Here is a 12,427-nt window from a genome sequence, read left to right on the forward strand (position 1 = left end):
CCGGTTCAGCGCACCGCGCTCAGCGCACGCTGCTGGCGGGTGCGCCACCAGTGCCAGGCCACGAAGAGCGCGATCGCGCCCAGGCCGATCTCGTCGGTCAGCGGCAGCGCCACCACCAGGAAGCTCGCCGACACCACGGCCACCGCGCGTTCGACCCAGTTCAGGCGCCCGAACAGGAAACCGATGGCGCCCGCGCCCCACATGCCGATGGCCAGCAAGGCCTTGAACACGATCCAGAGCGTGTCGCCCCAGTCGCCCGATTGCAGCATGAGGGCCGGGCTGTACACCGCCATGAAGGGCACGATGAAGCCGGCAATGGCCACGCGGATGGCCTGCATGCTGATCTTCAGCCCGGTCTCGCGCGCAATGGGCGCGGCCGCGAAGCACGCCAGCGCCACCGGCGGCGTGAGGTCGGCCATGATGCCGAAGTAGAAGACGAACATGTGCGAGACGATCAGCGGCACGCCCAGCTCCAGCAGCACCGGCGCGGCCAGCGAGCTGGTGATGATGTAGTTGGGAATGGTGGGTATGCCCATGCCCAGGATCAGGCAGGTGAGCATGGTCAGCAGCAGGGCCAGGAACAGACTCTCGCGGCCCACGGCGATGATGTAGCCACCGAGCTCGGCGGCCACGCCGGTGAGGTTGATCACGCCGATGATCACGCCCACCAGCGCGCAGGCAATGGCCACGGGCAAGGCATGGCGCGCCCCTTCGACCAGCGCACGCACCGCGAGCTGGCGGGCGTCGCCGCCGACGCGGCGGATGAAGGTGATTGCCAGCAGCACGGCGGTGATCACGAAGAAGGTGATCACGCCGAACTTGATGAAGCCCGCGCAGGCCAGGCCCAGCAGCACCCAGAACAGGCCGCGCAGCGCGTTGCCCTTGACGCCGGTCATGACGGCCGCGCCGAAGATCAGGATCACCGTGAGCGCCAGGCCGACCGTGCCGGAGAACAGTGGCGTGTAGCCCGAGAACAGCAGCGCCACCAGGCCGGCCAGCGGCAGCAGCAGGTACCAGCGCTCGCGCACGGCGGTCCAGGGGTTGGGGCAGTCTTCCTTGGCCAGGCCGGTCAGGCCCTTGTTGCCGGCTTCCAGGTGCACCATCCAGAAGGCGGTGACGAAGTACAGGATGGCCGGAATGATGGCCGCCTGCACGATGGACAGGTAGGGCACGTTGATGGTCTCGGCCATGATGAAGGCCACGGCCCCCATCACCGGCGGCATGATCTGCCCGCCCATGCTGGCCGTGGCTTCCACCCCGCCGGCAAACGCCGGGCTGTAGCCGAAGCGCTTCATGAGTGGAATGGTGAACTGGCCGGTGGTGACCACGTTGGCCACGCCCGAGCCGTTGATAGTGCCCATGAGGCCCGAGGAAATCACCGACACCTTGGCAGGGCCGCCGCGCGTGTGGCCCACGGTGCCCATCGCGAAGTCGTTGAACAGGCGGATCATGCCGGCCTGTTCGAGGAAGGCGCCGAACAGGATGAACAGGAAGATGTAGGTGGATGACACGTAGGTCGGCGTGCCGTAGATGCCTTCGAGCCCCATGCCGAGCTGGCCCACGATCTGGTCGAGACCGTAGCCCCGGTGCGCCAGGTGGCCCGGCAGGTACTGGCCGAAGATGGCATAGGCCAGGAAGATCAGGCAGATCAGCGGCAGGCCCCAGCCCATCACGCGCCGCGCCGCCTCGAACACCAGCACCACGGCGGTCACGCCGACCACCCAGTCGGCCAGGGTGAGTTCGCCAGCGCGCAGGGTGAGGTCGGCCTCGAACACCCACTGGTAGAGGCCGGTGACAAAACCGATCGCACCCAGCAACCAGCCCAGCGCGCGCCAGCCCAGGGCACGGCCGCCCATGGGCGGGAACAGCACAAAGATCATCAGCAGCACGAAACCCACGTGCAGCGCGCGGATGACCTGGCTGGAAAAGGGGTGGAATGCGGCCATCCAGATCTGGAAGGCCGAGAAGGCGATGGCGATCCAGAAGATCGCTTGTTTTGGCGATGGTGCCGAATGCTCGTGGGTGTCGCTCATGAATTGTCTCGTTGGAAGGAATTGTTTTCAGTGTCTGTCGGGACTCGTGCTGATCCGGGAAAGGCGCTAACGTCTGAACCGGCCCGACGCATCGATGATGGAGAGGTCCACGAAATCAAGCCCGGTGTGATCGTTCGCGCCATAGGTCACTTCCAGTCCACCGAGGTTGAAGTTGCGCATGTTCTCCAGCGCGTTTCGCAGCGCGACCGGGGTGAGGTCCTTGCCGACGAGCCGGATGCCTTCGGTCAGCACCATGGCCGCAGCATAACCTTCCAGCATGGCTGGGGAAAGCTCGTCAACACCCAGTTCTCTGGCCCGCTTCAAGGCGTTCTTGACAAACGGGAAAGCCACCGACCTTTCGTTGGGAAACACCTGGGTGACGATCGTGCCACGGCCCAGATCGCCGAGTTCCTGGATGAAGCCGGAAGAGGCATTGTTCGAGAGGGTCACCGCTTGCGCCCTGGACCCGTGCTCCCTGGCGGAACCGATGGCCGCGACGGTGTTCCTCGCGGACGCGATGACCAGGAAGGCCTGAGGGGTGGCGTCGGCCAGGGTTTTGCCAACGCGCTTGAAGTCGGCTTTCTCGCGGGGAAATTTCATCACCAGGACGGGCTCAAGCCTGGCCTTCTGCAGTGCTCGCGAGGCACCCTGTAGCGCGTCCTCGCCGAAGGAGTCGTCGGTGACGAGCAGGGCGATTCTGGTGATGCCGATGGTGACCAGATGTTCGATGGCCTTGGCAGCCTCCCTCTGGTAGGTGGCGCGCACATTGAATATCCAGGGATCGACCGGTTCGTGCAGGACCATCGCGCCCGTGCTGGGAGCGATCAGCGGTGTCTGGTGCTTTCTGAGCAAAGGCTTGATCGCCTGGGCATGCGGTGTGCCACGGGTGAGAAACAGGGCATGCACCCGCTGTTTTTCGATGAGTTCAAGCGCCCCTTCGTGGCTGCGCTGTGGATCGAATCGATCATCCACGGAGATGAGCTTGATGGGCTGACCGTTGATGCCGCCTTCGGCATTGACACTGTCGAAATACAGTTGCGCCCCTTTGGTGATCTCCTTGACGCCCGCAGCCACAGGGCCGGAGAAAGCGGCCACCTGTCCAATCCGTATCTCGGCACCGACGGACAGCGACACGGCTGCCAACGCAACGGCCAGCGCTATGCGAAAGAATGGGGCCCCTTTGATGCTGTGCATGGGCTTGTCTCCTGTTGTGTTCTGGCATGGCGGCGCGCAGGGCGGTTGCAGAAACCGCCCGCGCGCTCGCGCGCCCACGCGGCACATGGCCGTGCCGCGTGAGCTGGGTCTGGCGGGGTTACTTGATCAGGCCGACTTCCCTGTAGTAGCGCTCGGCGCCTGGGTGCAGGGGCACGGGCATGCCCTTGATGGCGTTGTCGCGCTTGATGGCCTTGGCGGCGTTGTGCGCGGCGTAGAGGGTGTCGATGTTGTCGTACATGGCCTTGGCCATGCGGTAGGCGGTGTCGTCGGAGACGCCGCTGTGGGTGATGAGGAAGTTGGGGATGGCCGCGGTGGGCACGTCCTCGGTCTGGCCGGTGTAGGTGTTGGCCGGGATGACGGAGGGCTGGTAGGCCGGGTCACCGACCTTGGCCACCACATCGGCGGGCACGGAGACCACCACGATCTTGACGGCGGTGGAGAGGTCGCGGATGGAGGCCACGCCCAGGCCGGCGGACTGCAGGGTGGCGTCGAGCTGGCGGTTCTTCATGAGTTCGACCGACTCGCCAAAGGGCAGGTACTCGACCTTGGCCAGGTCGCCGTAGCTCAGGCCGGCGGCCTTGAGGATGGCGCGCGCATTGAGCTCGGTGCCCGACTTGGCCGCGCCGACGGACAGGCGCTTGCCCTTGAGGTCGGCCAGGGTCTTGATGCCCGAATCGGCGCTGGCGACGACCTGGATGTAGTTGCTGTAGGTGGCCGAGAGGCCGCGCAGCTTGTCCAGCTTGTTGGGGAAGCCCGCTTCGGCGTTGCCCTGCCAGGCGTAGGAGACGGCGTCGGCCAGGGAGAGCGCGAGTTCACCGCGGCCGGCCTGGAGCAGGTTGAGGTTCTCGGCCGAGGCGCGGGTGACCTGGGCGGTGGAACGGGTGTTGGGGATGTCCTTGGCGAAGATCTGCGAGAGCGCCACACCCATGGGGTAGTACACGCCGCTCTGGCCGCCGGTCAATACGTTGACGAACTGCTGCTGCTGGGCCGAGGCCACGCCGGTGAGCAGGGCCACCGTAGAGGCCAGCACCAGGGCGCAGGTGGTCGTGAAGGCTCGTCGCTTTTTCATGTTGTCTCCAGTTGAGGGTTGATGCAACCTCGCCACCGTCGGGCGCGGGGTCACCATTGAAATAGCAACTTGCCTGCCAGCAGGGCGCCGCCCGCAAGTGGTTGATTTCATTGCACCCGCTGCGGCTCGATGTGCGGATTCCCGGAATGTCAGGCCGGGGTTGTGCGGACTTCCGCATCCCGGGTGATCAGCGGAAGCCGGTCGGATCGATCGTGTGCCGTGTCAGCTTGTCGTACAGCGTCTTGCGCGGCACCTTCAGGTGCTCGGCCGCCGCGGCCACGCTGCCCTGGCAGTGGGTCAATGCATTCACCAGCAAGTGCCGTTCGAAGTCGTCCACCTGCTGGCTGAGTGAACGTGCCACCGGGTTGCCTTCGGCGGGCATGCGCGCCTCCGGCTCCAGGCCCAGGCACAGGCGGTCGGCCACGTTGCGCAGTTCACGCACATTGCCCGGCCAGGAGTGGGCCATCCACTGCGCCATCTGGGTGAGAGAGAGTTCAGGCGGCTCGGTCTGGTAGCGCTCGGCAGACAGGCGCAGACAGTGCGCCATGAGCAGTGGGATGTCGTCGCGCCGCTCGCGCAGCGGCGGCAGTTCGATGCTGGCCACATGAAGCCGGTAATAGAGGTCGGCGCGAAATGCCCCGGCGTCCGACAGCGCCTTGAGGTCTTCCTTGGCTGCCGCGACAAAGCGGCAGTCGATGCGGTGGCTTTCATTGCCCCCCAGCCGCTCGATGGCGCGTTCCTGCAGCACCCGCAGCAGCTTGACCTGCTGCGTCATGGGAAGACTTTCGATCTCGTCGAGGAACACCGTGCCGCCTCTGGCGTATTCCAGCTTGCCCACGCGTTTGCGCGACGCGCCGGTGAAGGCACCGGCTTCATGCCCGAACATCTCGCTTTCGAAGATCGATTCGGGCAGTGCGCCGCAATTGATCGCCACAAACGGCCCGGTCCGGCCCGATGCCTCGTGAATGGCCCGCGCCACCACTTCCTTGCCGGTGCCGGTCTCTCCGCGCACGAGCACGTCGACCTGGGTGGGCGCCAGCGCGGCGATGCGCCGCTGCACCTCGACCATGCCGGGTGTCTGGCCGACCAGACCGTGCTCAGGCCGGGAGGCCACCAGTGCCTGCAGGCGGCGGTTGTCCAGCACCAGCCGGCGCTTCTCCAGCGCGCGGCGCATCACCTCGACCAGCCGCTCGGAAGAGAACGGTTTTTCGAGAAAGTCGTAGGCGCCCAGGTGCATGGCCTCCACCGCCATGCGGATATCGCCATGGCCTGTCATGAGGATCACGGGCACTTCCGCATCCAGCGCACGCATGCGCTTGAGCGCCTCGAAGCCGTCTTCGTCGGGCAGGCAGACGTCGCTCAGCACGGCGGCAGGGCATTCGCGTGCGCACAGTTGCATGGCCGCCTCGACCGTGGTCGCCTGGGCCACCGGGATGTCCGCGAGCTGAAACGCCTGGACGGCGCCCATCATCACGGTCGGATCGTCTTCAATCAGCAGGACGTGCATGGGGATCCCGTGTGTGGGGTGCCGGTTGCAGGATGAGGTCGAACCGGGCCCCTGGCTGGGTGTTCGCGGCCTCGATGCGCCCACCCATTTCGCGAACGATGGCCTTCGACAAGGCCAGACCCAGGCCCAGGCCCTTGCCACCGGGTTTGGTGGTGAAGAAGGGCTCGAAGAGGTGTTGCTGTACCTCGGGGCTGAGCCCGGGTCCGTGGTCTTGCACCGAGACGCACACGTGGCCGTCGGCGGTGGCGCGCACGCCAATGTCGAGCCGGCGTTCGCGCTGCGACTCCATGGCGTCGATGCCATTGCGCAGCAGGTTGACCAGCACCTGTTCGAGCCGGATCGGATCGCCCATCACCTGCAGGTCCGTGTCGTCGTGGAGGATTCGGGTGCCGCTGGCGTGCCTCATGGGCTCGATCAACATCAGGGAGCTGCCGATCACGTGCCGCAGCGAGACCGGCTGCAGGCGCGCAGGCTCCTTGCGCGCAAAGGCCTTGAGCTCGCCCACGATGCTGCCCATGCGCGCGCACAGTTCGCCGATCAGGCGCAGGTTGCTGCTGGCGTTGGCGGTGTCCTGTCGGTCGAGGAACTTGCCCGCGTTGTCGGCGAGCGTGCGCAGTGCCGTGAGCGGTTGCGATATTTCGTGGCTGATGCCGGCGGCCATCTGGCCCAGCAGGGCAAGCTTGCCGGTTTGCACCGCGGCGTCGTTGGCGGCGGTGAGTTCGGCCGTGCGCGTGGCGATGCGTTGTTCCAGCTCGGCCACCACCCTGGCGCGCTCGCGCATGGACGCCTGTCGCTCGGCCATGCGGCGCCGGTACTGCCACACCAGCGCTGTGAGCAGCAGCAGCAGCGTCAATCCCATGCCGATCAGTTCGGCCGCGAGAAGGCCCCGGGCGCGTGGTGCGGCCGGGTCGGAGAACAGCAGCAATTGCCAGCCGAACCGGCCCAACGGACGCCCCTGAACCAGGTAAGGCACACCGCCTACCTTCATGGCCTGCACCGTGGGCCCCGGGGCACTGCCTGCGCGTTCGATCAGCGTGACGGGCGTGGGGTCGCCGTACTGCAAGGTCTCCCGCAGCTGCGACACGACGGCGCCCTTCAGCGGGAAGAGGCTGCGGTAGCGCCACGCGGGTTCGGTGGTCAGGAACAGGACACCCTTGTCGTCCGAGAGCGCCAGTTGCAGGCCCTCGGCCCGCCACTTGTCCTCAAAGGCATTCAGATCGATCTTGACCGCCACCACACCGATGACCTGCGATGCACTCAGGATGGGCGCGGCAATGAAGAAGCCCGGTTCACCGGTGGTCACCCCGACCGCATAGAAGCGGCCGGTTCCACCATTGAGTGCATCCTGAAAGTAGGGGCGGAAGCGGTAGTTGCGCCCCACGAAGCTTGATGGCAGGTCCCAGTTGCTGGCGGCCAGGGTGTGCCCCTGGGTGTCCATCAGGTACACGGCCGCCACGTCGGTCCGCTTCTGGGCAAAGAGCAGATAGCGGTTGGCTTGCGCGATGCGCTCGGGGTCACCGGGCGACTGCAGGGCCCGCGTCAGCATCTGTTCGGCGCCCACGAGGTAAGGCAGGTGCTCGAACTTTTCAACCGACACCAGCAGGTCGCTGGCCAGTCGCTCTATGGCCGCGTTGCCCCGGGTTTCCGAATCGCGCAGCGCCGCCTGATGAAACCACGCGTACGCAAGCCAGACCACCAGGGCCAGCAAGGCCGCAACCGCAGCAAGGATGGGCCAGGGGCGCCCCATGGGCCTGCGGGTCCATGGGGGTGTTTTTTCTGCCGCTGGCGCAAGCGCGATGGATGGCATGGAACAGGCTCCGGGAAGCCCAAAAAAACGGCCTCAAGCAGAAGCTGGAGGCCGCTTGCCGATCGGCAGACTGGGCTCGGACAGACGCCTCGCGAGAGGCCGCCCGCTGGAGGTCACTTGATCAGGCCGACTTCCCTGTAGTAGCGCTCGGCGCCGGGGTGCAGGGGCACGGGCATGCCCTTGATGGCGTTGTCGCGCTTGATGGCCTTGGCGGCGTTGTGCGCGGCGTAGAGGGTGTCGATGTTGTCGTACATGGCCTTGGCCATGCGGTAGGCGGTGTCGTCGGAGACGCCGCTGTGGGTGATGAGGAAGTTGGGGATGGCCGCGGTGGGCACGTCCTCGGTCTGGCCGGTGTAGGTGTTGGCCGGGATGACGGAGGGCTGGTAGGCCGGGTCACCGACCTTGGCCACCACATCGGCGGGCACGGAGACCACCACGATCTTGACGGCGGTGGAGAGGTCGCGGATGGAGGCCACGCCCAGGCCGGCGGACTGCAGGGTGGCGTCGAGCTGGCGGTTCTTCATGAGTTCGACCGACTCGCCAAAGGGCAGGTACTCGACCTTGGCCAGGTCGCCGTAGCTCAGGCCGGCGGCCTTGAGGATGGCGCGCGCATTGAGCTCGGTGCCCGACTTGGCCGCGCCGACGGACAGGCGCTTGCCCTTGAGGTCGGCCAGGGTCTTGATGCCCGAATCGGCGCTGGCGACGACCTGGATGTAGTTGCTGTAGGTGGCCGAGAGGCCGCGCAGCTTGTCCAGCTTGTTGGGGAAGCCCGCTTCGGCGTTGCCCTGCCAGGCGTAGGAGACGGCGTCGGCCAGGGAGAGCGCGAGTTCACCGCGGCCGGCCTGGAGCAGGTTGAGGTTCTCGGCCGAGGCGCGGGTGACCTGGGCGGTGGAACGGGTGTTGGGGATGTCCTTGGCGAAGATCTGCGAGAGCGCCACACCCATGGGGTAGTACACGCCGCTCTGGCCGCCGGTCAATACGTTGACGAACTGCTGCTGCTGGGCCGAGGCCACGCCGGTGAGCAGGGCCGCGCCGAGGCTGAGCCCCAGGCCAATCTTGTGAATCAAGCGCATGGTGAGTGTCTCCTGTCGATTGAAAAAGCGAGCAGGCAGAATACAACAAGTTGATACGGAACTCCCCCCGGTAACTGCTTACCTGTCGGGGCGGGTTTTCCCCGAGAGTCCACGCACCTCAGTGACCCAGGCACCTACCGAACTGTCCCCGAAGGCCCTGGCCAGCCGCGCCGCGGCCGATGCCTTCGCCGATGCCCTGTGGCTGGAGGAGGGCCTGTCGCGCAACACGCTCGATGCTTACCGGCGCGATCTGGTGCTGCTGGGCGACTGGCTCGCCGAACAGGGCAAGACCCTGCCCGAGACCAGCGAGGTTGACCTCAACAACTACTTCAGCGCACGCCATGCGCAGACCCGCGCCACCACCGCCAACCGGCGCCTCACGGTGTTCAAGCGCTACTTCCGCTGGGCATTGCGCGAGCGCTTCATCGCCGCCGACCCGACGCTGCGTCTAGCGCCGGCGCGCCAGCCCCTGCGCGTGCCCAAGACCCTGTCGGAGGCCCAGGTCGAAGCCCTGCTGAACGCGCCCGATGCGGGTACGCCGCTGGGCCTGCGCGACCGTTGCATGCTCGAACTCATCTATGCCAGCGGCCTGCGGGTGAGCGAGCTCGTGACGCTGAAGACCTGGCACGTGGGCATGAACGAGTGTGTGCTGCGCATCACGGGAAAGGGCAACAAGGAGCGGCTCGTGCCCTTCGGCCAGGTGGCTGGCCAGTGGCTGCAACGCTACCTGGCAACGGCGCGCGGCGAGATCCTGGGTGGCCTGCAGAGCGAAGACCTGTTCGTCACCTCGCGCGGTTCGCGCGCCGGCGAGGCCATGACGCGCGCGATGTTCTGGCAACTGGTGAAGAAGTACGCCGCACAGGCCGGCATCACCGCGCCGCTGTCACCGCACACATTGCGGCATGCCTTTGCCACGCACCTGCTCAACCACGGCGCCGACCTGCGCGCGGTGCAGATGCTGCTGGGCCATGCCGACATTTCCACCACGACGATCTACACCCACGTGGCGCGCGAGCGCCTCAAGACCCTGGTGGCGCGGCACCACCCGCGGGGGTGAACCACCGCTGGGCCTGTGCCTACTGCTTCTTGCCCCAGAGCTGTTCCAGGCGCATGTCGCGCCCGCAACTGGCGCGGTAGTACTGGTAGCGGATCGGGTTCTTCCGGTAGTAGTCCTGGTGGTAGTCCTCGGCCGCGTAGAAGGGCCCGGCTGCCACGATCTCGGTGACGATGGGTTCCTTGAACGGCTTGCTTTTTTCCAGCTCGGCCAGCGAGCGCCGGGCTGCTGCCATTTGCGCCGCATCTTGCGTGAAGATGGCCGTGCGGTAGGGGCTGCCCACGTCGCAGAACTGGCGGTCTTTGGTGGTGGGGTCGATGCTGCGCCAGAAGACGGCGAGCAACTGCTCGTAGCTCACCCGGGATGGGTCGAACACGATCTCCACGGCCTCGGCATGGCCCGTTTTCTCGGAAGAGACCTGCCGGTAAGTCGGATTGGCCACGGTGCCGCCGATGTAGCCCGAGGTGGTGGACAGCACACCGGGCACCTTGTCGAAGTCGGCCTCCACGCACCAGAAGCAGCCGCCCGCGAACGTGGCCTTGGCGGTGGACGGTGTGGTCTGCGCCTGCGCCGGCGCGATCGCCACGACCGCGCTGACCAGCAGACCCATCAACGCGCCGCTCCAGAAGCGCAACAGCCGGCTCATGCGGCCTCCGGCACGAATCGCAGCGCCACGCCGTTGTTGCAATAGCGCTTGCCAGTGGGCGGGGGTCCGTCGTTGAACACGTGGCCCTGGTGGCCGTCGCAACGCACGCAGTGGTATTCGGTGCGGGGCAGCAGCAGTTTGTAGTCGGTCTTTGTGCCCAAGGCGTTCGGCAGCGGTGTGTGGAAGCTGGGCCAGCCGGTGCCGCTGTCGTACTTGGCGTCGGAAGCGAACAGTGGCAGGTCGCAGCCCGCGCAGTGGTAGGTGCCCTTGCGCTTCTCGGCGTTGAGCGGGCTGGTGCCCGCGCGCTCCGTGCCTTCTTCGCGCAGCACGGCGAATTGCGCGGGCGTCAGCCGCTTCTTCCATTCGGCGCTGGAGAGTTTCCAGGGATCGGTGGCGGCCAGAGCGCTGGCCAGCGGTGCGGCGGCCTGTGAGCCCAGGCCGAGCAAGGAAAGCAGCTTCATGGTGTGTCGGCGGTTCATGGTGGTGGGGCCTTTCATGCGCATGGGTCGGACGAGGAGGCCGGTTCCTTACAGGCAGACCCTTTGGAGTGCGCGCCGCGCTTGAAGTTCGCCCGCGCCACCGGTCCGGCTCACAGCGGTTTGAGCACGAGCCCGATCACCAGGCCCGTGTCGGTCACGGTGATCGGTCCGGGCTGCATGCCCATGGCGTCGACCATTTTCAGATCCTGCGGCTGCAGCTGGTGCAGCACCACCTCGCGCAGCGACTGCTCGGCCAGCGCGGGCGCGTAGGTGTTGAGCATGTCCACCACACCGGGCTGCAGACTGGGAAAGCGCAGCCGGCCCAGGCGCAACTGGTGCGCGCGCACCGTGCGGTCGCTGGCCTCGTAGCGCAACGCGAAGTCGACGTCGAAACGGCCCTGGTGGCTGCGGTTGAGCGCGGGCCCGGCCACGTCCACCACCATCTCGCTGCGCAGGCGGTTCTGCGCGGGCAGCAGACGCAGCTGGGGAGCCAGCAGGTCGAGGTTCAGGACGCCGGGCACCGGGTAGCGCAGCGGGAAGCGTTGGGCCGCTGCCTGCTGCAACTGGTCGAGCGACACCTTGAGACCCGCAGGCGAATCGGCGGGCGCGGGGGGTTCGTCGGCCGGCGCGCCCGCCGCGCGACCGACGGTGCCGTCGAGCAGTGGCAGTGCGAGGAGGAGGGTTCTGCGTCGCATGGGTGGCTGTTTGGAGCCGGCGCCGCGCCGCAGGTTCGCGCCAAGACGTCTCTATTTGTAGAAGGCCTCGACCTTGCCCTTGAGCTGGATCAACAGCGGATTGCCCTTGCGATCCAGCGTCTTGCCCGAGGGCACCTTGACCCAGCCTTCACTGATGCAGTACTCGGTCACGTCGAAACGCTCCTTGCCATTGAAGCGGATGCCCACGTCGTGCTCGAACACGGCAGGCACGTAGTGGGGGCTGCCCGGCTCGATGCACAGGCGGTCGGGCAGGGGCGGTCGGGTGGTGTCGGGGGAGGTGTTGTCGCTCATGCGGGGATTGTCGACCAATTCGCTGGGTGGGTGCATGTCACCCTTCCTGGCGCTAGCATGAAGCGGCCCGTCAGATCACAGGAGCACATCATGGAAACGCATGAACTGCATCGCGGCCGACTGATCGACCACATCCAGCTCGTGGTGAGGGATCTTCCCGCCAGCCAGGTTTTTTACAGGGCGGTTCTCGGCGCGCTGGACATCCCGCTGGGAGGCACGGGCGACGGCTACTTCTGGGCCGATGAACTGTTCGTTTCAACCGCCGACAGCGAAGCTGCGAATGGAGAACTGACGGGGCGCCACCACCTGGCGTTCCAGGCGCAGGACAAGGCCATGGTGGACCGGTTCTACCAGGCCGCGCTGTCCTCGGGTGGCCGGGACAACGGCGCACCCGGCATCCGTGCCTACCACCCCGGCTACTACGCGGCCTTCGTCCTCGATCCCGATGGCAACAACATCGAGGCGGTGTTCCATGGTGAGGCGCACCGCAGCGCGGCTTCGGTGGTGGTGACGTTCTGAGTCCGGCGACTTTTCGCG

Annotated in this window: 12 protein-coding genes; 2 read left to right on the plus strand and 10 right to left on the minus strand. The window is 66.5% G+C overall.

Annotated features, from left to right (window positions below; all coding sequences use genetic code 11):
- Nucleotides 1–5: 5 nt before the first annotated feature.
- The 6 genes from AB7P10_RS11665 to AB7P10_RS11690 form a co-directional block, all read right to left on the minus strand.
- Nucleotides 6–2,033 (minus strand): TRAP transporter permease, encoded by a 2,028-nt coding sequence (locus AB7P10_RS11665; protein ID WP_428294023.1) that lies wholly within the window; start codon nucleotides 2,031–2,033, stop codon nucleotides 6–8.
- A gap of 66 nt (nucleotides 2,034–2,099) precedes the next feature.
- Entirely contained in the window at nucleotides 2,100–3,227 is a 1,128-nt protein-coding gene (locus tag AB7P10_RS11670) for an ABC transporter substrate-binding protein (protein ID WP_428294024.1), read from the minus strand.
- Between the two features lie 118 nt (nucleotides 3,228–3,345).
- On the minus strand, nucleotides 3,346–4,317 hold the full coding sequence (locus tag AB7P10_RS11675) for a TAXI family TRAP transporter solute-binding subunit (protein WP_428294025.1): 972 nt from the start codon (nucleotides 4,315–4,317) through the stop codon (nucleotides 3,346–3,348).
- Nucleotides 4,318–4,504: 187 nt separating this feature from the next.
- Nucleotides 4,505–5,824: a sigma-54-dependent transcriptional regulator gene (locus AB7P10_RS11680; protein WP_428294026.1), complete on the minus strand. Its 1,320-nt coding sequence runs from the start codon at nucleotides 5,822–5,824 to the stop codon at nucleotides 4,505–4,507.
- Nucleotides 5,805–7,571 (minus strand): sensor histidine kinase, encoded by a 1,767-nt coding sequence (locus AB7P10_RS11685; RefSeq protein WP_428294027.1) that lies wholly within the window; start codon nucleotides 7,569–7,571, stop codon nucleotides 5,805–5,807. The genes AB7P10_RS11680 and AB7P10_RS11685 overlap by 20 nt, the downstream gene beginning before the upstream one ends.
- A gap of 173 nt (nucleotides 7,572–7,744) precedes the next feature.
- Entirely contained in the window at nucleotides 7,745–8,704 is a 960-nt protein-coding gene (locus tag AB7P10_RS11690; protein ID WP_428294028.1) for a TAXI family TRAP transporter solute-binding subunit, read from the minus strand.
- A 121-nt stretch (nucleotides 8,705–8,825) separates the two neighbouring features.
- Between AB7P10_RS11690 and xerD the strand changes: the two genes are divergently transcribed.
- Nucleotides 8,826–9,761, plus strand: a complete 936-nt coding sequence (gene xerD / locus AB7P10_RS11695) for a site-specific tyrosine recombinase XerD (RefSeq protein WP_428294029.1) — start codon at nucleotides 8,826–8,828, stop codon at nucleotides 9,759–9,761.
- Nucleotides 9,762–9,780: 19 nt separating this feature from the next.
- Here xerD and msrA read toward each other — a convergent pair whose 3' ends face one another.
- The 4 genes from msrA to AB7P10_RS11715 all read right to left on the minus strand — a co-directional run bounded on the left by msrA (nucleotide 9,781) and on the right by AB7P10_RS11715 (nucleotide 11,890).
- On the minus strand, nucleotides 9,781–10,404 hold the full coding sequence (gene msrA / locus AB7P10_RS11700) for a peptide-methionine (S)-S-oxide reductase MsrA (protein ID WP_428294030.1): 624 nt from the start codon (nucleotides 10,402–10,404) through the stop codon (nucleotides 9,781–9,783).
- Nucleotides 10,401–10,883 (minus strand): peptide-methionine (R)-S-oxide reductase MsrB, encoded by a 483-nt coding sequence (gene msrB, locus AB7P10_RS11705; protein ID WP_428294031.1) that lies wholly within the window; start codon nucleotides 10,881–10,883, stop codon nucleotides 10,401–10,403. The genes msrA and msrB overlap by 4 nt, the downstream gene beginning before the upstream one ends.
- A gap of 110 nt (nucleotides 10,884–10,993) precedes the next feature.
- Nucleotides 10,994–11,578 carry a DUF1439 domain-containing protein gene (locus tag AB7P10_RS11710; protein WP_428294032.1) on the minus strand — a complete coding sequence of 195 codons (585 nt, stop codon included), beginning with the start codon at nucleotides 11,576–11,578 and terminating at the stop codon, nucleotides 10,994–10,996.
- Nucleotides 11,579–11,629: 51 nt separating this feature from the next.
- Entirely contained in the window at nucleotides 11,630–11,890 is a 261-nt protein-coding gene (locus tag AB7P10_RS11715; protein WP_428294033.1) for a DUF3297 family protein, read from the minus strand.
- Nucleotides 11,891–11,980: 90 nt separating this feature from the next.
- Between AB7P10_RS11715 and AB7P10_RS11720 the strand changes: the two genes are divergently transcribed.
- Entirely contained in the window at nucleotides 11,981–12,409 is a 429-nt protein-coding gene (locus tag AB7P10_RS11720) for a VOC family protein (protein ID WP_428294034.1), read from the plus strand.
- Nucleotides 12,410–12,427: the final 18 nt, after the last annotated feature.

It is taken from the genome of Hydrogenophaga sp., assembly GCF_050182545.1.
GTDB lineage: Bacteria > Pseudomonadota > Gammaproteobacteria > Burkholderiales > Burkholderiaceae_C > Hydrogenophaga.

Bases quoted from the DNA above. Each gene is read 5' to 3' on its own strand.
- msrA (WP_428294030.1), bottom strand. From the start codon at position 10,404: ATGAGCCGGCTGTTGCGCTTCTGGAGCGGCGCGTTGATGGGTCTGCTG.
- AB7P10_RS11690 (WP_428294028.1), bottom strand. From the start codon at position 8,704: ATGCGCTTGATTCACAAGATTGGCCTGGGGCTCAGCCTCGGCGCGGCC.
- msrB (WP_428294031.1), bottom strand. From the start codon at position 10,883: ATGAACCGCCGACACACCATGAAGCTGCTTTCCTTGCTCGGCCTGGGC.
- AB7P10_RS11680 (WP_428294026.1), bottom strand. From the start codon at position 5,824: ATGCACGTCCTGCTGATTGAAGACGATCCGACCGTGATGATGGGCGCC.
- AB7P10_RS11720 (WP_428294034.1), top strand. From the start codon at position 11,981: ATGGAAACGCATGAACTGCATCGCGGCCGACTGATCGACCACATCCAG.
- AB7P10_RS11715 (WP_428294033.1), bottom strand. From the start codon at position 11,890: ATGAGCGACAACACCTCCCCCGACACCACCCGACCGCCCCTGCCCGAC.
- AB7P10_RS11685 (WP_428294027.1), bottom strand. From the start codon at position 7,571: ATGGGGCGCCCCTGGCCCATCCTTGCTGCGGTTGCGGCCTTGCTGGCC.
- AB7P10_RS11710 (WP_428294032.1), bottom strand. From the start codon at position 11,578: ATGCGACGCAGAACCCTCCTCCTCGCACTGCCACTGCTCGACGGCACC.
- AB7P10_RS11675 (WP_428294025.1), bottom strand. From the start codon at position 4,317: ATGAAAAAGCGACGAGCCTTCACGACCACCTGCGCCCTGGTGCTGGCC.
- AB7P10_RS11665 (WP_428294023.1), bottom strand. From the start codon at position 2,033: ATGAGCGACACCCACGAGCATTCGGCACCATCGCCAAAACAAGCGATC.
- AB7P10_RS11670 (WP_428294024.1), bottom strand. From the start codon at position 3,227: ATGCACAGCATCAAAGGGGCCCCATTCTTTCGCATAGCGCTGGCCGTT.